This window comes from Microbacterium sp. SORGH_AS_0969, assembly GCF_030818255.1.
Lineage (GTDB): Bacteria > Actinomycetota > Actinomycetes > Actinomycetales > Microbacteriaceae > Microbacterium.
Window position 1 is genome coordinate 353,110 of sequence record NZ_JAUTAG010000001.1, and the last position, 25,412, is coordinate 378,521.

23 protein-coding genes and 1 riboswitch are annotated in these 25,412 nt (G+C 70.6%); of the genes, 4 read left to right on the top strand and 19 right to left on the bottom strand.

Features of this window, described 5'->3' with window-relative positions:
• Positions 1-61: 61 nt before the first annotated feature.
• The 3 genes from QE388_RS01545 to glyA form a co-directional block, all read right to left on the bottom strand.
• Positions 62-541 (bottom strand): cytochrome C5, encoded by a 480-nt coding sequence (locus QE388_RS01545; RefSeq protein WP_307382459.1) that lies wholly within the window; start codon positions 539-541, stop codon positions 62-64.
• 90 nt (positions 542-631) lie between these two features.
• Positions 632-1,516, bottom strand: a complete 885-nt coding sequence (locus QE388_RS01550; RefSeq protein WP_275798997.1) for a bifunctional methylenetetrahydrofolate dehydrogenase/methenyltetrahydrofolate cyclohydrolase — start codon at positions 1,514-1,516, stop codon at positions 632-634.
• A gap of 359 nt (positions 1,517-1,875) precedes the next feature.
• Positions 1,876-3,150 (bottom strand): serine hydroxymethyltransferase, encoded by a 1,275-nt coding sequence (glyA, locus tag QE388_RS01555; protein WP_307382461.1) that lies wholly within the window; start codon positions 3,148-3,150, stop codon positions 1,876-1,878.
• Between the two features lie 57 nt (positions 3,151-3,207).
• Positions 3,208-3,293, bottom strand: a riboswitch (ZMP/ZTP riboswitch).
• A 344-nt stretch (positions 3,294-3,637) separates the two neighbouring features.
• Between glyA and QE388_RS01560 the strand changes: the two genes are divergently transcribed.
• The 3 genes from QE388_RS01560 (at position 3,638) to QE388_RS01570 (ending at position 6,961) form a co-directional block, all read left to right on the top strand.
• A complete protein-coding gene (locus QE388_RS01560; RefSeq protein ID WP_307382462.1) occupies positions 3,638-4,024 on the top strand; it encodes a YrdB family protein in 387 nt (128 codons plus the stop codon).
• Complete coding sequence (locus QE388_RS01565) at positions 4,021-5,424, top strand: FAD-binding oxidoreductase (protein WP_307382464.1); 1,404 nt, start codon at positions 4,021-4,023, stop codon at positions 5,422-5,424. Before QE388_RS01560 ends, QE388_RS01565 begins: the two co-directional genes overlap by 4 nt.
• Before the next feature lie 136 nt (positions 5,425-5,560).
• Complete coding sequence (locus tag QE388_RS01570) at positions 5,561-6,961, top strand: L,D-transpeptidase family protein (protein ID WP_275796145.1); 1,401 nt, start codon at positions 5,561-5,563, stop codon at positions 6,959-6,961.
• Positions 6,962-7,220: 259 nt separating this feature from the next.
• Here the strand turns inward: QE388_RS01570 and QE388_RS01575 are convergent, their stop codons facing one another.
• Positions 7,221-9,440, bottom strand: coding sequence for an NADP-dependent isocitrate dehydrogenase (locus QE388_RS01575; RefSeq protein ID WP_307382467.1), 2,220 nt, complete (start codon positions 9,438-9,440; stop codon positions 7,221-7,223).
• 175 nt (positions 9,441-9,615) lie between these two features.
• Here QE388_RS01575 and QE388_RS01580 point away from each other — a divergent pair, with 175 nt between their 5' ends.
• A complete protein-coding gene (locus QE388_RS01580; RefSeq protein WP_058628148.1) occupies positions 9,616-10,068 on the top strand; it encodes a GNAT family N-acetyltransferase in 453 nt (150 codons plus the stop codon).
• Positions 10,069-10,117: 49 nt separating this feature from the next.
• On the opposite strand, the gene QE388_RS01585 is transcribed toward QE388_RS01580, so the two are convergent.
• The 15 genes from QE388_RS01585 to QE388_RS01655 all read right to left on the bottom strand — a co-directional run bounded on the left by QE388_RS01585 (position 10,118) and on the right by QE388_RS01655 (position 25,248).
• Complete coding sequence (locus tag QE388_RS01585; RefSeq protein WP_307382469.1) at positions 10,118-10,819, bottom strand: hypothetical protein; 702 nt, start codon at positions 10,817-10,819, stop codon at positions 10,118-10,120.
• Positions 10,820-10,875: 56 nt separating this feature from the next.
• The gene (locus QE388_RS01590; RefSeq protein WP_307382471.1) at positions 10,876-11,595 is read right to left on the bottom strand and encodes an ABC transporter permease; all 720 of its coding nucleotides are present in this window, start codon (positions 11,593-11,595) and stop codon (positions 10,876-10,878) included.
• A gap of 5 nt (positions 11,596-11,600) precedes the next feature.
• Positions 11,601-12,320 (bottom strand): ABC transporter ATP-binding protein, encoded by a 720-nt coding sequence (locus QE388_RS01595; RefSeq protein ID WP_307382472.1) that lies wholly within the window; start codon positions 12,318-12,320, stop codon positions 11,601-11,603.
• Positions 12,317-13,987 carry a daptide biosynthesis intramembrane metalloprotease gene (mpaP, locus tag QE388_RS01600; protein ID WP_307382473.1) on the bottom strand — a complete coding sequence of 557 codons (1,671 nt, stop codon included), beginning with the start codon at positions 13,985-13,987 and terminating at the stop codon, positions 12,317-12,319. Before mpaP ends, QE388_RS01595 begins: the two co-directional genes overlap by 4 nt.
• Entirely contained in the window at positions 13,977-14,786 is an 810-nt protein-coding gene (gene mpaM, locus QE388_RS01605) for a daptide-type RiPP biosynthesis methyltransferase (protein ID WP_307382475.1), read from the bottom strand. The genes mpaP and mpaM overlap by 11 nt, the downstream gene beginning before the upstream one ends.
• Before the next feature lie 70 nt (positions 14,787-14,856).
• Positions 14,857-14,979 (bottom strand): MpaA3 family daptide-type RiPP, encoded by a 123-nt coding sequence (gene mpaA3 / locus QE388_RS01610; protein WP_307382477.1) that lies wholly within the window; start codon positions 14,977-14,979, stop codon positions 14,857-14,859.
• Between the two features lie 60 nt (positions 14,980-15,039).
• Positions 15,040-15,162 carry an MpaA2 family daptide-type RiPP gene (mpaA2, locus tag QE388_RS01615; RefSeq protein WP_307382479.1) on the bottom strand — a complete coding sequence of 41 codons (123 nt, stop codon included), beginning with the start codon at positions 15,160-15,162 and terminating at the stop codon, positions 15,040-15,042.
• 62 nt (positions 15,163-15,224) lie between these two features.
• Positions 15,225-15,362 (bottom strand): MpaA1 family daptide-type RiPP, encoded by a 138-nt coding sequence (gene mpaA1 / locus QE388_RS01620; protein ID WP_307382480.1) that lies wholly within the window; start codon positions 15,360-15,362, stop codon positions 15,225-15,227.
• Complete coding sequence (locus QE388_RS01625) at positions 15,359-16,561, bottom strand: iron-containing alcohol dehydrogenase (protein ID WP_307382482.1); 1,203 nt, start codon at positions 16,559-16,561, stop codon at positions 15,359-15,361. The genes mpaA1 and QE388_RS01625 overlap by 4 nt, the downstream gene beginning before the upstream one ends.
• Complete coding sequence (mpaD, locus tag QE388_RS01630) at positions 16,558-17,805, bottom strand: daptide-type RiPP biosynthesis aminotransferase (protein WP_307382484.1); 1,248 nt, start codon at positions 17,803-17,805, stop codon at positions 16,558-16,560. The genes QE388_RS01625 and mpaD overlap by 4 nt, the downstream gene beginning before the upstream one ends.
• On the bottom strand, positions 17,802-18,848 hold the full coding sequence (mpaB, locus tag QE388_RS01635) for a daptide biosynthesis RiPP recognition protein (RefSeq protein WP_307382485.1): 1,047 nt from the start codon (positions 18,846-18,848) through the stop codon (positions 17,802-17,804). The genes mpaD and mpaB overlap by 4 nt, the downstream gene beginning before the upstream one ends.
• 238 nt (positions 18,849-19,086) lie before the next feature.
• A complete protein-coding gene (locus QE388_RS01640; RefSeq protein ID WP_275797765.1) occupies positions 19,087-20,904 on the bottom strand; it encodes an ABC transporter ATP-binding protein in 1,818 nt (605 codons plus the stop codon).
• Positions 20,901-22,766: an ABC transporter ATP-binding protein gene (locus tag QE388_RS01645; protein ID WP_307382488.1), complete on the bottom strand. Its 1,866-nt coding sequence runs from the start codon at positions 22,764-22,766 to the stop codon at positions 20,901-20,903. Before QE388_RS01645 ends, QE388_RS01640 begins: the two co-directional genes overlap by 4 nt.
• Before the next feature lie 314 nt (positions 22,767-23,080).
• Entirely contained in the window at positions 23,081-23,575 is a 495-nt protein-coding gene (locus tag QE388_RS01650; protein ID WP_275797768.1) for a methylated-DNA--[protein]-cysteine S-methyltransferase, read from the bottom strand.
• Positions 23,572-25,248 (bottom strand): AlkA N-terminal domain-containing protein, encoded by a 1,677-nt coding sequence (locus QE388_RS01655; RefSeq protein WP_307387031.1) that lies wholly within the window; start codon positions 25,246-25,248, stop codon positions 23,572-23,574. Before QE388_RS01655 ends, QE388_RS01650 begins: the two co-directional genes overlap by 4 nt.
• Between the last annotated feature and the right edge of the window lie 164 nt (positions 25,249-25,412).

Sequence of the window (25,412 nt, forward strand, 5' to 3'; positions counted from 1 at the left end):
CGCGAAGGGGGCCGGACGATCCGTCCGGCCCCCTTCGTCACGCTTCAGTCTTCGCCACGCCTCAGTCTTCGTCGTCGTCCTCGTCGTCGTCGCCGATGATCTCGATGTCCTCGACCTCGAGTTCGGGCGTGAGCTGCACGTGCACGAGCGCGTCGGGGAACGCCGTCTCCCCCGCGAAGACGACGATGATCGCATCGGCGAAGACGCCCACGCCGATCGCCTCGAGGTCGGTGCGCAGGTCGATGTCCGCGCTCAGCTCGTCATCGTCGACCGCTTCCTCGATCTCGGTGGCGATCTCGTCGACGATCGCGCTCCAACGGTCCTCGGTCACCGCGAGGATGTCTTTGAGATTGGTCAGGATGCCGTCGAGGTCGGGCTCGTCCTCGTCGTCGATCTCGGGGTCGAGGTCGACCTCCACCTCGACGCCGGCGGCATCCAGGTGTCCGACACCGATGACGCTGTCTTCGTCGATCTGGGCGTCGTCGAGCAGGCCGCTGTCGGTGACGCGGCGGAGGAGGTCGTTCAGCACGGACTCAGTCATGCACATACGATCCCACGGCGAGAGCGATCCTGCCCAGCCCTTGCACGCAGCGCTCCGTCCGTTCGCTCGGCGGTCGCACCCCGTTCACCGTCAGACCGCGGCGGCGCGCTCCGCGGCCTCGACGACGTTGGTCATGAGCAGAGCGACGGTCATCGGCCCGACACCGCCCGGGTTCGGAGAGACGAACCCGGCGACCTCGGCCACGTCGGGGTGCACGTCGCCGTAGACGCGGGACTTCCCGGTCTCGGGGTCGGTCTCGCGCGTCACGCCCACGTCGAGCACGGCGGCACCCGGCTTGACGTCTTCGGCACGCACGATGTGCTTCACGCCCGCGGCGGCCACGATGACATCCGCCTCACGCAGGTGCTTCGCGAGGTCGGCCGTACCCGTGTGGGTCAGCGTCACGGTGGCGTTGATCTCGCGACGCGTCAGCAGCAGGCCGATCGAACGCCCGATCGTGACGCCGCGGCCGACGACCACGACCTCCTTGCCCTTCAGGTCGTAGTCGTTGCGCAGCAGCAGCTCGATCACACCGCGTGGGGTGCACGGCAGGGGCGTGAGGATCGGCGCGTTGACGTTGAGCACGAGGCGCCCGAGGTTCGTGGGGTGGAGGCCGTCGGCATCCTTGGCCGGATCGATGCGCTCGAGGATCGCATCGGTGTCGATGTGCTTCGGCAACGGCAGCTGCACGATGTAGCCGTGGCAGGCGGGGTCGGCGTTGAGGCGGTCGATGACGGCCTCGACCTCTTCCTGGGTGGACTCCGCGGGCAGTTCGACCTGGATCGAGTTCATGCCGATGGCCTCGGACTGCTTGTGCTTCATGCCGACGTACAGCTGCGAGGCGGGGTCGGCTCCGACGAGCACCGTCGCGATGCCCGGAACGATCCCCTTCTCCCGCAGAGCGGCGACGCGCTCGGTGAGCTCCGCCTTGATCGCCGCCGACGCGGCCTTACCGTCGAGAATCGTCGCCGTCATGGCATCCCTCTTCCTGGGTGTCGATGGGTCGTGCGGGGTGTGCCCACGCATAAACGCTTCCTGCTCACATAAACGCGCGCTGCGCGTGTTTCTGTGCGCGAATCGTGTTTATGCGTGGGTGATCGGGGCGGTACGGGTTGCGGACCACCCGGGGGCGGGCGATGGCCGCGCCTCGACCCGAGGAGCCGCGATCCCGAGCCCTCCGTGACGCATAAACGCCATCCACTCACGTAAACGCGCTGTCCCCGTGTTTCCGCGCGTGGATCGCGTTTATGCGTGGGCCTGGCGGCCACCCGCAGGACGCGAGCACCGGATGCCGAGACGGGACCGCCGCGACGACGGCCCCGCCCCGGCGGGGCTCACTGCTGCAGGTCGGGGTACAGCGGGAACGCGTCGGTCAGCTTCGCCACACGCGCGCGCAGGGCCTCGACGTCGGCACCGGGGATCAGCGCGAGGGCGATGATGTCGGCCACCTCGGTGAACTCGGCATCGCCGAAGCCGCGGGTCGCGAGCGCCGGGGTGCCGATGCGCAGGCCCGAGGTCACCATCGGCGGACGCGGGTCGTTCGGCACCGCGTTGCGGTTGACCGTGATGTGGATGTCGTGCAGCAGGTCTTCGGCCTGCTTGCCGTCGATCTCGGCCTCGCGGAGGTCCACGAGCACGAGGTGCACGTCGGTGCCGCCCGAGCGCACGGCGATGCCGGCGTTCTTGACCTCGTCCTGGGTGAGACGGTCCGCGAGGATCGCCGCACCGCGGAGGGTGCGCTCCTGGCGCTCCTTGAACTCCGGCGTCATCGCGAGCTTGAACGCGGTCGCCTTCGCGGCGATCACGTGCATGAGCGGGCCGCCCTGCTGCCCGGGGAAGACCGCGGTGTTGATCTTCTTGGCGATGTCGGCGTCGTTGGTGAGGATGAGGCCCGAGCGGGGGCCCCCGATCGTCTTGTGCACGGTGGTCGAGACGACGTGCGCGTGCGGGATGGGGCTCGGGTGAACGCCCGCGGCGACGAGACCGGCGAAGTGCGCCATGTCGACCCACAGCAGCGCGCCCACCTCGTCGGCGATCGCGCGGAAGGCCGCGAAGTCGAGCTGACGCGGGTAGGCCGACCAGCCGGCGATGATGACCTTCGGCTTGTGCTCGACGGCGAGGCGGCGCACCTCGTCCATGTCGATGACGCTGGTCTCGGGGTCGACGCCGTAGGCGACGATGTCGTAGAGACGGCCCGAGAAGTTGATCTTCATGCCGTGCGTCAGGTGGCCGCCCTGGTCGAGGGCGAGGCCGAGCAGCGTGTCGCCGGGGCGCGCGATCGCGTGCAGCACGGCGGCGTTTGCGGAGGCACCCGAGTGGGGCTGGACGTTCGCGAACTCGGCACCGAACAGCTGCTTCGCCCGCTCGATCGCGAGCGACTCGGCGACGTCGACCTCTTCGCAGCCGCCGTAGTAGCGGCGACCCGGGTAGCCCTCGGCGTACTTGTTGGTCAGCACCGAGCCCTGCGACTGCAGCACCGAGACGGGAACGAAGTTCTCCGACGCAATCATCTCGAGGAATCCGCGCTGACGGTTCAGCTCGCGCTCGAGCACCTCGGCGATCTCGGGGTCGACCTCGGAGAGGGGGGCGTTGAAGTACGGATCGGTCATGCGATCTCCTTGACGATGGTTCCGGATGCCACGGACTCGGCGAGTCCGCGGAGATACCGCATCGACCCAGGCGTGCGGTCGAATACCGTCAAGCGGTCGCTCCCCGGTGGTGTCCCACCTCAACGCCAGTCGCGACGGTGCCACTTTAGCGGGTAAAGGTGTCCGCATCCCTCGTGTTCCGGCATCCACTGTTCCTCCACAGGTTCCGCGTGAAGCAGAGATGGCTGAGCTCGTCGAAGCCACCGGGGCCCCGCAGGTTCTGCCCGAAGGAGAGGTGGCTGAGCTCGTCGAAGCCACCGGGGTCCGCGTGGGTCCGGTCCCTTCGACAAGCTCAGGGACCTCGACGGGCTCAGGGACCTCGACGGGCTCAGGGACCTCTACATGCTCAGGGGCCCGCGCGGGCTCGGGGGACCCCGGTTGCACCGCGATCGGCTCGACGGTGAGCGATCCCGGATGCCGCGGCGCGGCGCCCGCGTAAAATGGCGGGGTGACCGACTCCCCCAACGTCCGCGCGCAGGCACCGCTCGCTCCGGGCATGCGCCCGCGTCCGACCGCGATCGAGATCGGCAGCGTGCTCTGCGGGATCTTCGCGTTCGTGACCCTCGCGATCTGGGGTTTCACCGCGTGGCCGCTGCCGTGGAACATCGTCGCCGGGATCGGCGCCCCCCTCCTCGCGATCCTGGTCTGGGCACTGTTCGTGTCGCCGCGCGCGGTGCTCGCGGTGCACCCCTTCATCCGCGCGCTCGTCGAGCTCTTCGTCTATGCCGCCGCCACCGTCGCGTGGTGGAGCATGGGCCAGGCGTGGATCGGCCTCGGCTTCGCGATCGTCGCCGTGGTCCTCGGCGCGCTGAACGGCCGGCGGCGCCTGGCGTGAGCGCCGACGGCGCGGCGGCGACTCCCGCGCGCGATGCGGCGGACGCGACGCTCGCGCTTCTCCGCGCCGAGCTCGGCGACCGCGTCGACACCTCCGCCGACGCTCTGGCTGCCGTCCGCGCCGACAAGTCGGGCCATGCCTCCGACGGCACGCCCCTGGCCGTCGTGCACGCGGCATCCGTCTCCGACGTGCAGGCGGTCATGCGCATCGCGACCGCGACGCGGACCCCCGTGGTGCCGCGCGGTGCAGGGACGGGCCTCGCGGGCGGAGCGAACACCGGGGGCGGTGAGATCGCCCTCTCGCTGCGCGGCATGGACCGTCTCCTCGAGGTGCGCCCCGACGACCTCCTCGCGGTGGTCGAGCCGGGCATCGTCAACGCCGAGCTCAACGCCCTTCTCGAGTCGCACGGGGTGTGGTGGGCTCCCGACCCCGCGAGCCGGGCCATCTCGACGGTCGGTGGCAACATCGCCACCGGTGCCGGCGGCCTGCTCTGCGCGAAGTACGGCGTCGTGCGCGACGCGGTGCTCGGCGTCGACCTCGTGCTCGCCGACGGTCGGCTGATGCACCTCGGCCATCGCAGCGTGAAGGGCGTCACGGGCCTCGACCTCACCTCTCTCGTGATCGGCTCCGAGGGCACCCTCGGCGTGGTGGTGGGCGCGACTCTCAAGCTCCGACGTCTCGTCGAGGGCGAGCGCGTCACCCTCACCGCCCTGTTCGACGGGGTGCGCGCCGCCGCTGTGGCCTCCGCCGCGGTGACGGCATCCGGAGTCCAGCCCGCGATCATGGAGCTGATGGATGCCAGGTGCCTCGCCGCCGTGCACCGCCTCCTGTCGCTTCCCGAACCGCCGCCGGGCGCGGCTCAGCTGACCATCCAGACCGACGGTCCGGTCGCCGCTGCCGAGGCGCGCACGATCGCCGAAGTTCTGACCGCGGCCGGAGGGACGGTGTCCGTCGCCGCCGACGATGCCGAGGGCGAGGAGCTTCTCGCCGTGCGCCGATCGATGCACGCCGCCATGGAGTCTCTCGGGACCACCCTCATCGAAGACGTGTCGGTGCCGCGCAGCGCCCTGCCCGCGATGTTCGACGAGATCGCACGAATCGAGCGGAAGTACGGCCTCGTCATCCCGACCGTCGCGCACTCCGGCGACGGCAACCTGCACCCGAACTTCGTCTTCGACGGCCCCGACGTGCCCCCGATCGTGTGGGAGGCGGCCGAAGAGGTGTTCCGCGCGGCGCTGGCGCTCGGTGGAACGCTCACCGGCGAGCACGGGATCGGCGTGCTCAAGCGCCGCTGGCTCGCCGACGAGCTCGGGGACGATCAGTGGCAGCTGCAGCGCGAGATCGCTCGGGTGTTCGACCCCCTCGGCATCCTGAATCCGGGCAAGGTCTTCGCCGCCTGACACCCGTCCGGTGGACGCTGCCGCGAGCCCCCGAACTGCGTCGCCCCGCGACGTGATAAGACCGTGATAAAGCTCACGGCGCACACGCAACACTCGCCTTTACCATGAGAAGACTGACTATCGGGGGGTTTGACTTATGACCGACGGCGCGAACAGCACCGACGGCGCGACGTACGCGTGGGCACCGCCCGAGCCGAAGAAGCGCAAGAACCGATCGGGCCTGTGGATCGGCATCCCGGCCGGCGCGACGGCCGTCGCGCTGCTGGCGGCCTCTTTCGTGCTCATCGCCCCCGGAGCCTCCGTCGCGGGCGTGCAGATCGGCGGCCTCACGGCGGGAGCTGCGGCCCAGGCCATCTCCGACCGCCTCTCGCAGACGACCGTCGCGGTCGAGAGCCCGGCGGGCTCCGTCACCGTCACGGGTGCCGAGCTCGGTGCCACGGTCGACGCCCAGGCCATCGCAGACAAGGCGTTCGCCGAAAACCCGATGTGGAAGCCTTCGTCGTGGTTCCCCGCGGGCACGGGCGTCTCGATCAACGTCGACCCCGCCAAGGCGGCAGCGGCGCTGCGCGACCTCGCACCCGACACTTACAAGGCCCCGGTCGACGCCACCGTCGCGTTCGACGCCGGATCGCAGTCCTACGTCTCCACTCCCGCGCAGCCCGGTGAGGGCATCGACCCGGCCGCGGTCACCGCCGCCCTCCAGAGCGCCTTCGACGCCGGAACGGTCAGCACCACCGCGCAGGCGGGCGTCGTCCCGGTCGAGGCCCCGGTCACCACCGAAGAGGCCGACGCGGCCGTCGCGCAGCTGAACGGCATCCTCGACAACGCCGGGTTCTACGTCGGCGACGAGCGCACGGTCCCCATCGACCGGGCCACCGCCGCATCGTGGCTCACGATCACGCCCGACGGCAAGGGTGACTTCGCGATCTCCGCCGACGAAGCGGCGATCCAGCAGGCCGTCGCGGGCCTCCCCGCGGCCGTCAACCGCGGCGCGGTGAACGCGGACGTGATCGTGGACAAGGGTGGCGAGGTCATCCACACGAACACCGAGGGCCAGACCGGGCGCGCGCTCGGCGACACCGCGGGGATCGCCGCGGCCTTCGCCTCGCAGCTCGCCGAGGGCAATGGACGATTCGCTCTGACCGTGAGCGAGACGCCGTTCGAGACGACGAAGACCGAGCGCTGGATCGACGTCAACCTCAGCACGCAGACCACGACGCTCTGGCAGAACGGCCAGGTCTACCGCTCCTGGTCGATCTCGTCGGGCACGAGCGAGCACGCCACCCACACCGGCGAGTTCCGCATCGGCTGGAAGACGTCGATGCAGGACATGGGTTGCGTCCCCGGCTACGACTACTGCACGAAGGACGTTCCCTGGGTCTCGTACTTCAACGGTGACGAGGGCTTCCACGGCACGTACTGGCACAACAACTTCGGCACGCCGATGAGCCACGGTTGCATCAACATGACGATCTCCGCCGCGAAGGAGCTCTACGACTGGGCGTACCGCGGCACCGAGGTCTCGGTCCACTACTGAGCCCGGACACGCGAGGGGGCGGATGCCATGGCATCCGCCCCCTTCGTCGTCTCCGCGCCCGCACCCCGGGCCCGAGCAGCCCCCGTTGAGTGTCCAAGACACGCCGTAATCGGGGCGGCCGTTACGGCGTGTCTTGGACACTCGACCGGTCCCGGCGGGCCGTGGGACGCCGACACGATCCCGCGCGGGGGCGCGTCGCGACGGCAGAGGGGCGGATGCCAGTGGCATCCGCCCCTCCCGGGTTCAGCGTGTGAGCGGCTCAGCGCAGCGCGTCGACCACCGCGTTCAGCGTCGCGGACGGGCGCATGACCTTCTCGACGAGCGCGGTGTCGGGACGGTAGTACCCACCGATCTCGGCGTGATGGCCCTGGACCGCGTTGAGCTCGGACACGATGGTCTGCTCCTCGGCCGCCAGCTTCTCGGCAACCGGCGCGAAGACCGCGGCGAGGTCGGCATCCTTCGTCTGCTTCGCCAGCTCCTGCGCCCAGTACAGCGCGAGGTAGAAGTGGCTGCCGCGGTTGTCGATCGTGCCGAGAGCACGGCCGGGCGACTTGTCGTTCTCGAGGAACGTGCCGGTCGCGGCATCCAGGGTCTCGGCGAGGACACGAGCGCGCTCGTTGCCCGTGGTGTCGGCGAGGTGCTCGAGAGACGCCGCGAGGGCGAAGAACTCACCGAGCGAGTCCCAGCGGAGGTAGTCCTCCTCGACGAGCTGCTGCACGTGCTTGGGTGCCGAGCCGCCGGCGCCGGTCTCGAACAGGCCACCGCCCGCGAGGAGCGGGACGATCGAGAGCATCTTGGCGCTCGTGCCCACCTCGAGGATCGGGAACAGGTCGGTGAGGTAGTCGCGCAGCACGTTGCCGGTGACCGAGATGGTGTCCTCGCCGCGGCGGATGCGCTCGAGCGAGTACGTCGTCGCCTCGGCGGGCGCGAGGATCTCGATCGTGAGGCCCTCAGTGTCGTGGTCGGCGAGGTACTCGCGCACCTTGGCGATGAGGTTGCGGTCGTGGGCGCGGTTCTGGTCGAGCCAGAACACGGCGGGCGCGCCGGTCGCGCGGGCGCGGGTCACGGCGAGCTTCACCCAGTCGCGCACAGCCACGTCTTTGGTCTGGGTCGCGCGCCAGATGTCGCCCGTGTTCACCTCGTGCTCGAGCAGCACGTCGCCGTTCGAGGCGACGACTTGCACGCGGCCCGGCGCGGCGATCTCGAAGGTCTTGTCGTGGCTGCCGTACTCCTCGGCGGCCTGCGCCATGAGCCCGACGTTCGGCACCGAACCGATGGTCGCGGGGTCGAGCGGACCGTTGGCGATGACGTCCTCGATCGTCGCCTGGTAGACACCGGCGTACGAGGAGTCGGGGATGACGGCGAGGGTGTCGTCCTCTCCCCCGTCGACGCCCCACAGCTTGCCACCGTTGCGCACGAGGGCCGGCATCGAGGCATCCACGATCACGTCGGACGGAACGTGCAGGTTGGTGATGCCCTTGTCGCTGTTGACGTACGACAGGCGGGGGCCGGATGCCAGGGCGTCACGGATCTCGGCGGCGATGGCGTCGCCGCCCTCGACGTTCGCCAGACCCGCGAGGATCGAGCCGAGACCGTCGTTGGGGGTCAGACCGGCGGCCGCGAGGGCGTCGCCGTGACGGTCGAAGACATCGGCGAAGAAGGCCTTCACGACGTGGCCGAAGATGATCGGGTCGCTGACCTTCATCATCGTGGCCTTGAGGTGCACCGAGTAGAGCACGTCGTCGGCCTTCGCCTGCTCGAGCGTGTCCGCGAGGAACGCGTCGAGGGCCGCGGCCGAGAGGAAGGTGGCATCCACGATCTCACCCTGCAGGACCTTCAGTCCCTCCTTGAGCGTGGTCACGGTGCCGTCGGTGGCGATGTGCTGGATCGACAGGACGTCGTCGTCGGCGATCACGACCGACTTCTCGTTCGAGAAGAAGTCGTCGTGGCCCATCGTGGCGACGCGGGTCTTCGAGCCCTCGCCGAACGGCTTGTTGCGGTGCGGGTGCTTCTTGGCGTAATTCTTCACGGCGAGGGGTGCACGACGGTCGCTGTTGCCCTCGCGCAGCACGGGGTTCACCGCGGAGCCCTTGATGCGGTCGTAGCGCGCGCGCACGTCTTTGTCTTCGACGCTCGACGCCTCGTCCGGGTAGTCGGGGATGTCGTAGCCCTGCGACTGGAGCTCGGCGATCGCGGCCTTGAGCTGCGGGATGGATGCCGAGATGTTCGGCAGCTTGATGATGTTCGCCTCGGGCAGCGTCGCGAGACCGCCGAGCTCGGCGAGCGCATCGCCCACCTGCTGCTCAGGGGTGAGGCGCTGGGGAAAGGCCGCGAGGATGCGGCCGGCGAGCGAGATGTCGCGGGTCTCGACGTCGACCCCCGCCTGCTTCGTGACGGCCTGCACGATGGGCAGGAACGACGCGGTGGCGAGAGCCGGCGCCTCGTCGGTGTACGTGTAGATGATGGTGGAATCGGGCACGTCAGATCTCTCCGTAGAGGCGGCCAGGGTGTGGTTTCAGCCTATCGCACCTCGGCAAAGTCTCTTGATGTCAAGATAATTCGGTGGTCGTCGCGATGGCCGCTTGCGGGTTTCGTCCGTGACTCTGCGGCATCCCCAAGGTTGCACACCCCCGCAGTCCCGATAGCCTGGGCGCATGGCCGACCTTCGTCTCGTCGAACTGTCCGCCGCCACGATCGTGGCGGTCAACACGCTGTCGTTGAAGCCCGGACAGGAACAGTTCCTGGCACCGGTGAGCTACGGCATCGCCGCCACCGTCATGAACCCCTCGACGTCGTGGCAGCGCGTGGTGCTCGACGGAGACGAGGTCGTGGGCTTCGTCAGCGCCAACTTCGATCCCGAGGCGCACGAAGAGCACTTCCGCTCCGTTCTGTGGCGCATCAACGTCGACGCCGATGAGCAGGGCCGCGGCGTCGGCAGCTACGCGATCGCCGCGGTGCTCGCCGAGGCGCGCGAGCGCGGCATGGACCACGTCGACGTCATCTACGAGCCCGGCGTCGGCGGCCCCGAGGCCTTCTTCCAGCGCGTGGGTTTCCAGCCCGTCGGCGAGACCGAGTACGGCGAGGTGATCGCGCGCGTCAGCGTGTGACGGCGGGGACGCGGCTTCCGCGCGTCTGCACGCCGCGCGGCGGCCCGGATCATCGGAGGTCGCGGCGAAGGAACGAGACGGTTCCCGCGGCGAGGGCGGCCGCGAGCCATGCCGCGGCCACAGCCACAGCCACGCCCCGTGCCGGACCGACGGCGGCGTCGATCCCGAGCGGTGCGAGGTCGAGCCCGGCAGCGCGCAGCAAGGTCGGTAATGGGCACCATGGCGCGACGGCGGGCCAGAGTGGCGCGACGAGGAGCGCCGCGCTGAGCGACAGAGGTGCCACGAACAGCGACGGCAGGTGCGCCTGCACCAGCAGCCCCGCACCGAGTCCCCACACCGCCGCAGCGGCGCCGACGATCGCGACGGTGCCAACGGTCGCGGGCTCGAGGCCGCGCGCGCCCAGCGCCGCGGCCAACGCCACGCGACCGCCGAGGAGTGCCGCCGTCGCGACGAGCGCGCCACCGACAGCGGTGAACGGGACCCGTGCCGCGAGACCCCACCGCCGCGGCTGAAGCGTCGCGCGTTGGGCGACGACGCCCCCGCGCCGATCGACCGTGTACCGAAACGAGCCATAGATCGCTGCCATGACGGCGGCATAGACGGCGATCACGGTCGACAGCGGTGCGGCGATGGCGACCTTGGCCGCCTCGGGAGCGGCGGCGACGTCACCGGGCACACTCGCGCCGATCGACGCGGACAGCACGATCGCGGCGGCACAGACCCAGGCGAGGGGCAGATCGCCGACCGCCACACGAGCATGGGCCCGGAGTGCCCGCCCGAGCCCGAGCAACGAAGTCGCGGGCCGGCTCATCGGAACCGCCGACGCCCGATGGACCAGGCCACGGCCACCAAGACGAGGCTCCAGCTCAACCCCACGGCGAGTCCGGCCCCGGGGCCGAGCAAGTCCGGGTGATTGCTCGGCGACGCGAGGGCGGCGAGCGACAGCCCCGGGCAGAAGCGAGCGATCTCGGGCGCGGAGCCGAGGAACGCCATCTCAAACGCGATCGGCCCCGCCAGCACGATGGCCGCGGCGGCGTAGTAGTTGCCGACGATCCACCCGATCGCGGACCCGATGATCGCGCCGAGTACGGCCCCGGGAAGCGCCCCGAGGAGGGTGCGCACGGCCTCGACGCTCGGCGTGAACACGAGACCGTTCACGTCGAGCACGATCGCCGCGACCCCGCACCACGCGGCAGCGATTCCGGCCGTGAGGACGATCGCGACACCGATTGCCCCGCCCGCCTTCCCCCAGAACGCGCGTCGGAACCCGATCTGGGCGATCGACCGGCCGATCGATCCGTAGTAGAACTCCCGGGTCACCCCGAAGGCCCCGCTGAAGGCCGCCACGACGAATGACCATGCGAGCGGTGCAAGGAGAAGCTGCGTCGCGGTGGCGGCATCCATCGATGTCATCCGTCCGAGGGTGTCGTCGCTGGTCAGGACGATCACCGGGATGAAGGCCGCGAGAAGCAGGACAGCGAGCGTGTTCGCACCGCTGTGCGCGCGGAGGACTTCGGAGCGAATCACGCCGATCACGCGTCACGCCCCTCAACGAGGTCGAAGTAGCGCTCCTCGAGCGACGCGGCACCGTCGCCCCGCACGAGGTCGCTTAGGGCCCCCGAGTACAGGACGGACTGCCGGAGGATCACGACTTCGTCGACGGTGTTCTCGAGCTCGGCGAGTTGGTGGCTCGAGACGAGAACGGTGCCACCGGCGTCCGCGAACGCTCGGAGATAGCGGCGGAGCCAGCGGATGCCGTCCGGGTCGAGGCCGTTCGAGGGTTCGTCGAGCACGAGCGTCCGCGGCGACCCAATGAGTGCCGTGGCTAGTCCGAGCCGCTGCACCATGCCGGTCGAGAACGACTTCACACGCCGACGCGCGTCGGCGGTGAGCCCCACCTCGTCGAGAACCTCGTCAACCCGGTGCCGCGACGCGCCGACGGCGAGGCGCGCGATCTCGAGGTGTCGACGCGCGGTGATACCGACCTCGAAGCCGAAGCCGTCCATCTGCACACCGATGTGCGCCGAGGGCTGCGCGAGGCGGGCGAACGGCATCCCGTCGATGAGGGCCTCGCCGCGGGTCGGCACCGCCAGTCCGACGATCGTGCGCAGCGTCGTGGATTTTCCGGCGCCGTTCGGTCCGAGCAGCCCCACGATGCTGCCGCGACGGACAGCGAACGAGACGTCGTCGACGGCGATACGGGAACTGTAGGTCTTGGTGAGGTGGCGTACCTCGAGGGCGTGGTCGGTCATCGTGACTCTTTCGTGTCGGACGTCGGGGGGACCAAGGGGGAGAACAGAACGGAAGCGGGCTCGACGATGTGACTCGACCACACCGTCGCGAGCAGCGACCGCGGCCCGAGGTGGACGATCGCACGGCCGGACGCGGGGAGTCCGGGGGCGGACACGTCGACGGTGCCGATCACCCGGGCTGGCACCTCCACGCCGCGCACCTCGACCGGTGAGAACGCGGTCAGCGGCGCGCTGCTCGCACGCTGCGCGGTGGGCCGGGCGACTCCGCGCGCGACAACGAGGTCGGCCAGGATGCCGCTGGTCGTCAGGTCGACGGCTTCTCCCCCGGAGAGGACGTCGGGCTCGGTCGCGCCGACGGGGGCCAGCAGCTCGACGCGGTTGTCGGCCACCGTGAAGCCGAGCGTCCGCGTGGAGTCGACGGGGATCGCCCCCGCGATGCCGAGGACGGCAGCGACGACGACGGTGCTCACCAGCACGAACCGCGCTCGCCCCCGCCCTCGCGTCCAACCGGCCGCGAGCCATCGCGCCACGACGACGCCGACCGCGACGGCCACGGCAGCGGGCAGTGCGAGAACGACGAACGCGCCGACCGCTCCCGTCCCCGACAAGGCATGAAGGGCCCGTTCGATCGCGACCACGACGAGCACGGTCGGCACGAGTGCGCTCAGGATGCCGAAAGGCACGCTCCACCACCGGGCGAGAGCCCGCGGCGCAGGCGGGCCCCCGAAGAGCAAACGACGGAGGGAGGCCGCGGCATCCGCCATCGTCCGCGAGCGGAGGTTCGGTTCGTCCAGTGCACTCATCAGCGCGATGTAGCCGTCGAAGCGGACGAACGGGATCAGGTTCAGAGCGACGACCGCGAGGCACGCGCAGCTCACGACGAGGAGCGCGCGCCGGACGTCCGGATCGGGTGCGAAGAGCGCGCCCAGCGCCGCGACCGCAGCAATCGCGACGTGCACGGCCGGTCCGGCGAGCGCGACCGCGACGCGCGAGGCGCGGGACGGCAGCCGCCACGCGTCCGTGACATCGACGAAGAATGCCGGGCCGAGGTATAACAGCATTGCCCCGGCCCGTCGGGGGCGGCCGCCGCCGTGCGTGAGGGCTACTCCGTGTGCCCCCTCGTGCACGAACGTCGCGGCGATGAGCACAAGGGCCACGACGAGGACATCGAGCAGCGGCAGCGGTGACGTCAGCGCGGCGACCGCGTCGGCGGCCTGCAGGCCGAGCGCGCCGAGCCCACCCGCGATCAGCGCGGCCAGCGGCCACCTCGCCCACCCTCGTAGCAATGGACGGACGAGCCAATGGAGTCGGTCGAAGAGCCGGGGGGCGCGCAGCGTCGCGAACTGAATCGTCAGCGGCGGGCGGTACACGATGCGTCCCGCGGTCCTGCGTTCCGAGCCCTGCAGGAGACCAGCGCGACGAAAGCGGTCCGCGAGCGCGGCGAACTCTTCGCGCGTCTGATCGGGCGCGAACCGCCGACGCAGCTCGTCGAGGCTCGTGCGCCCGTCCATCGCGCGCAGCGTCGCGGCGACGGCCGACGAGGCGCGCGAGACGGGCACGCCGTCGACGCTGACGAGCCAGTGCTCGCCACCGGCTGCGGGCTCGATGCACACGGCGTCGGCCAGCCGCGGAGGGGCATCGGCGGGGGCAAAGGCGTCACGCAGCATCGCCGGTCCCGTCATCGAGACGGGTGCGGAGCAGCACCATACCTTCGCCGGAGCGTACGCCGTTCGTCACCACCGGGATCACCTCGGGTGCCGAGAAGCCGGCGACTCGCAACTCGCGGGTCACAGCCGCCCCGTCGAGGATGTTCAGGCGTGTGGTCAGCACCGGCACCGGACCGGGCGAGGGCGGCAGCGGAAGCGGCATCCAATTGACGACCCGGCGTGCGCCGTCGGGCTCCACCTGCTGCGACTGGAGGTAGCTGCGCGATCCGACCGTGATCTCGCGATCAGCGGGTTGTCGCAACGCGCGCGCGGCACCCGTTGCGGCAACCGAGAGCACGAACGACCCGCGCGGCGCGAGATGGCGTCGTACGGTCGCGAGCAATCGATGGCGGTCGGTCGGCTCGAGCAGCGTGATTGAGGTCGCCGCGAGGACGATGAGATCGAAGTCACGACCGAGGTCGACGTCGCACATGTCGGCGACGACGATGTCGCACGACGTTCCGGCGGGGAGCGCGGCGCGCAGACGCGCCAGCATGTCGGTCGAGAGGTCGAGCGCCGTGACGCGCTTGCCGGTCCGGACGAGCGGAAGCGTGATCCGGCCGCTCCCGGCGGCGAGGTCGAGCACGTCGGGTCCGACGCGGCGCGCGATGTCAAGCACCTCTCGGATCTCGGACCGGTCGGGGCCGACGAGGTCGTCGTAGAATCTGGCACCGTCGCCGGCGTAGAGGTCACTCGGTGTGGCGACACACCCGGCATCGGCCAGACGATGACACACGGAGTCGGTGAGCGGGGCGGTCATAGAGCCTCTTTCTCTGGTTCGAGGGGGAGCGTCGAGGGGGACACGCGAGCGGCGTCTCCCCCTCGACGGGTCAGGTGGCGATGGCGACCGTCCCGGCGACGATGGCGATGATGTAGCTGGCGTGCTGCCACCACTCCAGGGGGGCGTCGAGTTCGTCGAGCTCCTCGAAGCGCAGTGCGAGATCGTTGGACATGAGTCACCTCCTCGGGTGCATAAAGGGATCGGATGGCGAAACCCGACCATTCGCGGCGGCTCAGGTTGCGGACAGGGCGAGGAATCCGAGGGCCACTCCGTAGCTGAAGCCGCGGAACCAGTCCCATCCGTCGTCGGGGGCGTCCAGCGCGTCGAGTTCGATGAAGTCGAGGGTGGATGTCACGTGTAAGTCACCTCCTTCATGCGGGTGAGGGCTGATGGCGTGCCGCGGGCGGGCGCAGCGCGTCAGGTCGCGATCGCGACGCCGATGCCGACGACCGTGAGCCCGGCGAGGACCCCCTGGTAGAAGCTGTCCCAGCTCGGCGGCTCGAGTGCGTCGAGTTCTTCGAACGTCAGCTGCGGGCTCATCGTGAGATTCGTCATGTGTGTTCACCTCCCCTCGGCGGTCTCGGAGTGTCCGTGGGGCGCAACCGGGACGCCTCGCCGGGCGGGTTCGGAGCCCACCGCGCCCGATCGAGGACATTCCGCACGTCGGTGGCCGAGATTCCCGGGAGTGCCGGACCCCGACCGCCCCACCACCGTTCCACCCGGACGGCCATCGCTGTCCGGGCTTTCGCGCCGGGTCGAGGAGCGAACGGCAGATCCCAGCGCGAAAGGAGAGCGTCGATACCGGCCGCCGGATTGAGGGGGAGCCGCGTGTCGCGGACCGCCTCGCGCCAGAACGCCTCCAATGGCGCGGTCGCCCCCCAGCGAGTGTCGCCCTCTTCGATCCGCTGCCACACGGCGGAGACGACCGAGGCCGTCGCCCGCATCTTCGTCGTGCCGGCGACGAAGGAGACCTCATTGGCGAGGTACCAGTGGCGGGGGCTGAAGGGCGCGCGCCCGCGCAGGGCGGCGCTGCGTTGCGTCGCCGCGCTGAGACGAGCGATCCGCAGACGACTCGACGGCGTGAGCGCGCCGAGTCCCGCAGCCAGCACGGCGCGCGCGATATCGACGGCATGGGCATGAGCGCGCGGATGAGCGCGGTGAGCGGTGCTCACGCCCGCGAGACGCAGCAGAATCTCGAGGCATCCCGCCCGGACGACGGCAGCCTCGAGCGACGCGTAGTGCGTCTCGTCCAGGACGGCATATCGGGGTCGTACGACCTCACCGACGAGGAGGCGGAGACCAGCCGCTGTGCGAACCATCGCGACGGCGTTCGACTCCGCGGAGGTGCCCACGGTCGTCGGCACGGCAACCACCTCGATCGATCGCGACGCGGGCGCGGGCAGCGGCACGACGGCGACACTCTCGGCCCGTTCCCGCGCCCAGGTCACGGTCGCGGGTCCCAAAGCGGCGACCGCGACTGCGTCGATGATCGTCCCTCCTCCGACGGCGACCACCGACTCCGCCCCGATGTCGCGCAGGCGTTCGGCGAGGTCGGCGACGGTTGCGGCATCCACCGTGTCGACCTCGAGCGGAACGACCGAGCCGGAACGGCAAAGGCTCTCCGCGAGCGGCGCCAGGCCCCCGTCGACCACGACGACCTTCCGGCGTCCTGCCGTCGCCCTCGCGCACGCTGCGGGGCCGACGCCTGCCCCCGCGAAGATCGTTGACCTCCGGCGACGAGGAACGAAGTTCACCCGGCCACCTCCGCCATGTGGGCCAGACCCGCGCGGATCGCCGCGTCCAACTCGGCGAACGCGCCATCGCCGTACCCATACCCCGGGATGAGCTGGATGCCGTCCACCCCCGGATGCACGATCGCGCCGGCCGCCGCGATGGCGGCGATGGCGTCGGGGATCTGTCCGGGCGACAGCCGCGTACCTCCGGCATCGGCCAGGGCCACGGCGAGGAAGGCCCCACGCCCGCGGACCTCGACGGCCAGACCGTCTCGGACCAAGGCGTCGGCGAGTTCCCGGGTGCCGGTGGCCGTGCGCTGCGCGGCCGCCCGCACCTCCGGCCGTCGGAACTCATCGATGAACGCGAGGATCGCCGCCGCGACCGCCGGGGTACCTGCCTGGGTCTCACCGTGGACGAACGTTGCGCGCCGATCGGTGAATGCCGACACGACACGAGGGCCGACCAGCACAGCCGCGGCGCCTATCGCTCCGTTCGTCAGAGCCTTGGAGAGAACGAGCAGATCCGGGGAGCGCGACCACTCCCCCGACGCGAACAGCGGGCCGGTGCGCCCGAAACCCGTAGCGACCTCGTCGGCGACGACGAGGAATCCGTGTTCGTCGCGCGCCTCCAGCGTCGCCTCGACGAGAGCCTCCGAGACGGGATGCGCCCCCGTGCCGAGGACGGGCTCGATGACGACGGCGGCGACGCGGGCGCCCTCGCGCACCAGCAGGGCGGTGAGCTCGCCCGGATCGGTGGCGTCGACATGCCGCACCGCCCGGCGGTCGAGGGCATACGCCGCTTGGCCGAGGGCATCGCCGCTCAACGCGTGGCTGCCGTACATCGTACCGTGGTAGCTGCCGCGGAGTCCCACGACGAGGGTGCGGGCGGGCTCGCCCCGCTCGATCTGGAATTGGCGCGCGAGCTTCATCACGACGTCGTTGGCCGCGCCCCCGGAGGTCGAGAAGATCACACGGCCATACCGGTCGGACCCGGCCAGATCGAGCAGCGCCGCGGCCGCGTCCTGCGCCGGGCGGTGCACGCCGCGGAAAAGCGTCAGGTATGACGCGTCGCGCAGGGCGACGGCGACCGCGTCGGCGACGCCGGGGTGACCGTAGCCGAGCGGGACGTTCCACAGCCCGCTCGTTGCGCACAACCTCTCGGAACCGTCGGCGAACCGCACGCGATGCCCTCGCGCCGAGACCGCGACGCGGTCCGCGGCGAACGCGAGGTCCACGGGCGACATCGCCGACCAGACCGGGTTCACGCCCTCGCCCCCACATCAACGGAACCGTCTGCCGCCTGGACGCCCAGGCGCACTCCCAGCAGGCGCTCAGCCTCGGCGCACATCGCGCGCGCCGCGTCGATGGACAACCCCTCGGTGCGGGCGAGACGCTCCGCAGCCGCCGCCGGGTCGATGGACCCCTGCACCGCCGCGACCACGCGGACAGTCCGTTCGGGCAGACGCTGACGCCGACGCGTCCGGAGGTCGACGAGCAGCACCTCGCCGGGCGTGCGCACGAGGAACGGATCGTCGGCGCGGGCAACCGCTCCCGGGGCGACGCCCTGACCCGCATCGGAAACCGCGGACCAGCCGAACCCGTCGATTCGCAGATCGGATGCCTCGATCCCGGCAGATCTCGCGAGTTCGGCCGCGTACACGAAGCGCCCCAGCCACGGCCGGGCCGCCAGATCGCCCATGAGGTCCGCGGCCGCCGCGATGCCGGCCAGTGCCTCCCACCGAGAACGGGGCAAGGCGAGCACATCCGCGATGTCGTCCGCGGGGCCGAGCACCGCACCCTGCGCACCCGCGGTCAGCCGACCGTCCGCGTGCACGTGCACGACGTGTGGAGCGGTCGAGGCGAACGGATCGGCGAACACGTCGGCGTCGGCGAGACGAAGACGCGAGTCGGTCATCGGCGAGGTGAAGACCCCGGAGGCGTGCGCAAGGTCGGCGTCGGCGAGGAACGCCCGCCACCCGTCGGCGTCGAGGAAGCGCATCGCGGTCGGCCCGACGAGTTCGACGTAGGCTGCCGCGGCGTAGTGCTGCAGCTCGACCGCGTGCCCTGCCGCATGCAGGACATCGCCGATCTCGTCGAAGACGCCGTCGTATCGGACCACTTGCGCCGCGGTGGCGACGGGTGCACCCGAGGGGGCGAGAAGAACGTCATCCACCGTCAGCGCCGCCGCGGCCGACTCGGTCGGCGCGCCCGAAGCGCAGAACACCGCCCGCCGGAACGCGACGTGGCGCCCCGTGATCCACTCCCCGACGATCCGCGCGTCTCTCGCGTCGACTGCCCGTCGCGTCACAGCCACACCCCCTCGCTACCCCCACACGCTGCTTCCGAGCGCGCGGACCCTCCTCAAGCGAGGGCCGAGAAGAATGTATACATGCACTCGTACGAGTGCCACGGTATTGAGGAGTTAATCACCCGGCTGATTCGTCGCGATCACCACCGACCGAGACGGGTGTCCCGTCCGACCGGGGTTGACGGATGCCACGCCCCCGCGGCGCGTGGGGGCGTGGCATCCGAGGGTCGGAGAGAGGTCAGACGAGCGATTCGCGCCAGGCGGCGTGGAGCTGGGCGAACTTGCCGGTGCCGGCGATGAGGGCGGCGGGTGTGTCGTCCTCGATGATGCGGCCGTGCTCCATCACCAGCACACGGTCGGCGATGGCCACCGTCGAGAGGCGGTGCGCGATGATGATCGCGGTGCGATCGGCGAGCAGGGTCTGCAGCGCATCCTGGATCTGGCGTTCGCTCGGGATGTCGAGCGACGCCGTCGCTTCGTCGAGGATCAGCACGGCGGGGTTCGCCAGGAACGCGCGCGCGAACGAGATGAGCTGCCGCTGCCCGGCCGAGACGCGGCCTCCGCGCTTGTTCACGTCGGTGTCGTAGCCGTCGGGCAGCTTCTCGATGAAGCTGTCGGCGCCCACCGCGCGCGCCGCGGCGCGGATCTCGTCCATCGTGGCGTCGGGCTTTCCGAGGGCGATGTTGTCGGCCACCGTTCCGCTGAAGAGGTAGGCCTCCTGCGTGACCATGACGATCGCGCGGCGCAGATCCTTCGGGTGCAGGCGGCGGAGATCGACGTCGTCGAGGGTGACCGCGCCCGCCGTGGGGTCGTAGAAGCGCGACACGAGCTTGGCCAACGTCGACTTACCCGCGCCGGTCGTGCCGACGAGGGCGATCGTCTGCCCCGCCGGAATGTCGAGCGAGAAGTTCGGCAGGATGACGCGGTCGTCGCTGTAGCCGAAGGTGACCTCGTCGAAGCGGACGTGACCCTGGGCCTCCCACAGGTCGACCGGGTCGGTCGGGTCGGGAACCGTGGGCTCCTCCTCCAGCACGCCCGACACCTTCTCGAGCGCCGCCGTCGCCGACTGGTACGAGTTCAGGAAGAACGCGACCTCTTGCAGCGGCGAGAAGAAGTTGCGGACGTACAGCACGGCCGCCGTCAGCACACCGATCTCGAGCGGTCCCGCGATCACGCGGCCGCCGCCCCACAGCAGCACGACCGCCACCGACACCGCGGCGACCGCCATGATGCCGGGCTCGAACGTGCCGAAGAGACGGATCGAGCGCATGTTGACGTCGCGGTAGTCGCCGGCGAGCTTGCCGAACTCCTCGTCGTTGCGGGGCTCTTTGCGGAACGCCTTCACGGCCCGGATCCCCGTCATCGTCTCGACGAACTTCACGATCACCTGCGCGCTGATCACGCGCGACTCGCGGTAGATCACCTGCGAGCGGCGGTAGAACCAGCGCATGAGCAGGTACATCGGGATACCCATGACCGTCAGGATCAGCCCCGACTGCCAATCGATGAGGAACAGCGCGACCAGAGTGAACAGGCCGTAGAGCACGCCGGACACGAGCTCGTTGAGCCCGCCGTCGAGCAGCTCGCGGATGGTGTCGAGGTCGCTCGTCTGGCGCGAGATGATGCGCCCCGACGTGTAGGACTCGTGAAACTCCAGGCTCAGCTTCTGCGTGTGCAGGAAGATGCGCTTGCGGAGGTCCAGCATCACCGCCTGGGTCAGCCGCGCGGCGACGACGACGTACCAGCCGATCAGGACGGCCCCGCCGACACCCGCCAAGAGGTAGATGCCCACGACGCCGATGGTCGGCATCCAATCGGCTCGATCGATCACCGCGGGCAGCGCGTTGTCGATGCCGTACGCGATCAGCGCGGGGCCGGCGACGCGGAGCGCGGTCGACACCACGAGGACGGCCGCCGCGAGGACGAGCTGCCACCGCAGGGGAGACACGAGCGAGCCGAGCAGACGCAGCGAGCGCTGACGGATCGCGCGGCTCTCGTCGCGCGTGTAGTCGGAGCGGTCTTCGCCGCTGGTTCCGGAGACGGTTGCGGTGCTCATCGGGTCGCCTCCTTCTCGGTCAGGGTGTCGTCGTCATGTGCGCGGATCACGTCGATCGCACCGGTGCGCGCCTCGCGTTCCGCCTCTTCGAGGCTCGAGATGACGTATCGGTAGTGCTCGCTCTCGCGCAGCAGGTCGGAGTGAGCGCCGACGGCGGTCACCCGGCCGTTCTCGAGGAGCGCGACCCGGTCGGCGAGCGTCACCGTCGAGGGACGGTGCGCCACCACGAGGGCCGTCGTCTCACTGAGCACCTCACGCAGGGCGTCTTCGACGAGAGCTTCGGTGTCGACGTCGAGCGCCGACAGCGGATCGTCGAGCACCAGGACGGCCGGACGCGCCGCGACGGCGCGCGCGAGCGCGAGCCGCTGCCGCTGCCCACCGGACAGGCTCAGCCCCTCTTCGCCGATGACGGTGTCGAGGCCGTCGGGAAGGTCGAGGACGAAGTGCGCCTGTGCGACCTGCAGCGCCTCGCGCAGGATGCGGTCGGCTTCCGCCGAGCCGGGCTCGAGGTCTTCGCGGCCCAGCAGCACGTTCTCGCGCACCGTCTGCGAGAACAGCGTCGCGTCTTCGAACGCCATGCCCACGTGCCGGCGCAGTTCGGCGAGGGTCAGTTCGCGCACGTCGACGCCGTCGAGCAGCACGCGTCCACCGGTGACGTCGTACAGGCGTCCGGGCAGGGTCGTGAGCGTTGTCTTGCCGGATCCCGTGAGACCGACGAGAGCCATCGTCTCGCCGGGACGCAGCACCAGGTCGACGCCGTCGATGAGATCGGGCTCGGTGGCAGCGGCATCCTGATACCGGAAGTGCACACCCTCGAAGGTGAGCTCGCCCCGGGGCTCCGCGATGGTGCGGGGGTTCTCGGGATCGACGATCGTGTTCTGCTCGTCGAACACCTCGAAGATGCGGTCGGTCGCCGTGCGAGCGTCGAGGAGGAACGAGAAGAGGAAGCCGATCGACTCCATCGGCCAGCGCAGCACGGTCGCCATCGCGAAGAACGCGACGAGCTCGGCGACCTGGAGCTGTCCGAGCTGAGTCAGCACGATGCCGGCGCCGAGGCACACCGCGAAAGCGATGTCGGGCAGCAGCACCAGGAAGAACCAGATCCAGCCGACGGCGCGGGCCTTGTCGATCTCGGTCTCGCGCAGCGACTCGGCCTGCCGCGTGAACTTCTGCAGGGCGTGCCGCCCCCGGCCGAAGGCCTTGAGGACACGGATGCCGTGGACGCTCTCTTCCACCGAGGTGGCGAGGTCGCCCGCTTGGTCTTGACTCTGACGGGTCAGGGCGCCGTAGCGCTTCTCGAAGCGGAAGCCGACGTAGATCACGGGGGCCGAGGTGACGAGGAACAGCGCACCGAGCAACCAGTGCCAGCGGAAGAGCAGGACCGCTCCGATCGCGATGGTCAGCAGGTTGACCACGAGCAGGATGACGCCGAAGGCGAGCCAGCGGCGGAGCATGCTGATGTCCTGCATCATGCGAGACAGCAGCTGGCCCGACTGCCAGCGGTCGTGGAACGCGACGGGCAGGCGCTGCAGGCGCGAGTAGAAGGACTGGCGCAGGTCGTACTCGACCTTGGTCGCCGGTGCGAGGACGAACCAGCGGCGCAGCCACACCATGGCCGCCTCGGCGAGGCCGAGCGCGAGCACCGCGACCGACCCCCACACGAGGGCGGTGGGGTCGAGCGAGGCGATGGGCCCGGCGACGATCTGCTCGAGCACCAGCGGGATCGCCAACGCCAGCAGGCTCGCGATGAGGGCCGTGACCGCACCCGCGATGAGGCGCGGGATGACGGGACGCGCGATGGGCAGGAGCCGGGCGAGAGCGCGCGGGGTGGACAGGTGCGGGCGAGGCGAAGCGGAAGTCATGATCCTCAAGGGGTCGAAGCGAGCGCCGGGATCGGGCGCGGAAAGGGGATGCCGAAAGGCACCGGCATTCAGCCGGGACGGGCGCGGTGTGCGGCGCTCGAGCGCCGGCGTGAGGCCCTAGTGGCGCCCGTGAGGACGCGCGGAAAAGACGGAGGGCGCAGCGACACGGGCGACGGGGGCGTCGATGTGGTCCATGGCATCCTCCTTGAGATGAGCGGAAGCTGCCCGGGGGTGTGACAGCCCTTCAGGATATCTCTGAGCGAACGCCGAGGGCAAGAGCCGGTTCGAGACCAGGGGCCGCGCGACGCCCCCCCTCACGCCGCCTCGCGCTCCAGCAGACGCCGCTTGACGTCGGTCCCCCACGCGAATCCCCCCATCGTGCCGTCGCCGCGCAGGACGCGATGACAAGGCACGAAGAGGGCCGGAGCGTTACGGGCGCAGATGGATGCCGCCGCCCGGACGGCCGAGGGAGAACCGAGCGCCGCGGCGAAGCCGGTGTAGGTCAGCGGCGCGCCCGGGGTGATGCGGCGCAGGGCGTCCCACCCCGCTTGCTGAAGGGGCGTCCCGAACTGGCGCACCTCGACCGCGTCGATCGCGCTGAGGTCGCCGTCGTAATAGGCGCGCACCGCTTCGGCCGCGGCGGTGGTGCCTTCGACGACCTCGTCGGGCCGGCGGTCGGGCCGAAGACGGGCGAGCACCGCCTCCGCGTCGGAGGTCCAGCCCGAGACGAGGACGCGTTCGTCGGCGTCGGCGAGGATCGCGAACGGTCCGTCGGGCGTATCGAGGAACTGCAGAGTCGAGGTACTCATCGGAGGGGCTCGCTTTCGGGTGCGGTGGGGAGGGGCGCGGAGGCGGTCGTACGGGACGCGGAGGCGACGGAGAGAAACGCCGGGTCGTCAGCGGATCGACGGCGCGACTTCTCGGGGGCAGACGGACGGCGGGTGGCGGCTTTCCCGGGCCGCCGCACCGCGGCTGCCGCCGCCGTTTCGGCGCCCGACAGCCGCCACGCCTGGGTGACGGGAGCGGCGTACCAGTAGTGAGCCATGGCGTAGCTGCGCCAGGGAGCCAGCCGCGCGGACCACTCCGTGAAGCCGACCGGGTCGGATGGCAGGCCCAGGGCTGCCGCTCCCGCTCGCGCCGCGACGTCGCCGGGAAGGAGGACGTCGGGATCGCCGAGGACCCTCATACGGACGTAGTCGGCCGTCCACGGGCCCACCCCGCGGAGGGCGAGGAGCCGCTCGCGCTGCTCGATGCCGTCGTCGCCCGGCCCGACTGTGAGGGAGCCGTCCGCCAGCGCTTCGGCGACGCTCACGATCGCCCGCATGCGGGCACCGGGACCGCGCAGCACCTCGAGTCCTCGATCGGCGATCGCCGCGGCATCCGGGAACAGGGTCAGCGGCTCGGGACCGATCGTGACCGACTCGCCGAGCTCCGCGGTCAGACGTCCCTGCATCGTGCGGGCGGAGGCCACACTGATCTGCTGGCCGATCATCGCGCGCAGGAGCATCTCGCCCGCGTCGATCGCGCCGGGAACGCGGACACCGGGGATCGCCGCCACGGCGGCGGCGAGCTCGGGATGCCGCGACAGCTCGGTGTCGACCGCCAGCGGATCTGCGTCGAGATCGAAGAGGCGACGCACCCGCGCGATGAGCGTGCCCAGGTCGGCGAGGGCGGTGAGGCGCGCACGCAGGCGCAGCCGGCCGTCGTCGGCGAGGCGCACCTCGAACCACCCGGGCCCGCCGGGCAGGCGCACGACCCGCGCGAAAGACCGGTCGCCGCCGACCTCGACGCCCGGGATCGCGTGAGCCCGCATCCACCCGAAGAGACCCGTGGTGTCGATCGGTCCGCGGACGGGCAGGGCGAGATCGATCTCGCCCGCGGAGGCCTCGGCCCCGGACGCCCGCGACCGCCGTGCGCGCAGCTCGCGCGGCGGCATCCCGAACACCTCTCCGATCGTCTCGGTGAATTGACGGATGCTGGAGAACCCGGCGGAGAAGGCGACATCGGCCGACGACAGGTCGGTGCCGACCAACAACGCACGGGCGGTGTGCGCGCGATGCGCGCGAGCCAGGGCGAGAGGCCCCGCCCCGAGCTCGGTGGTGAGGACACGGGTGAGGTGGCGCGGCGAGTACCCGAGCCGTCGCGCGAGCCCCGGCACCCCCTCGCGGTCGACCACGCCGTCGGCGATCAGGCGCATCGCCCGGGCGGCGACGTCGCCGCGCGCATCCCACAGCGGTGAGCCCGGAGCGGCCTCGGGCAGACACCTCTTGCAGGCGCGATAGCCCGCTTCGTGCGCCGCCGCCGAGGTGGCGTAGAAGGTGACGTTCGCTTCTCTCGGCGTCCGTGCGGGGCAGCTCGGTCGGCAGTAGATTCCCGTCGACCGCACGGCCGTGACGAACTGCCCGTCGAAGCGCCGGTCGCGCGACTGGATCGCGCGATAGCGCTCGGCAAAGCCCGGGGCGGTCGGAACGGGGAGGGTCATGGCATCCACCCTGCCACCGACCTCCGACATCGGCTGGCGGAAATCGGACACGAGGGTGGAGCCGATGTCGAGTGTCCAAGACACGCCGCAACGGGTGGGCCCGAAACGGCGTGTCGTGGACACTCAGCGGGAGACGATGCGCGGCGCGCCGGGCCGGACGCCGA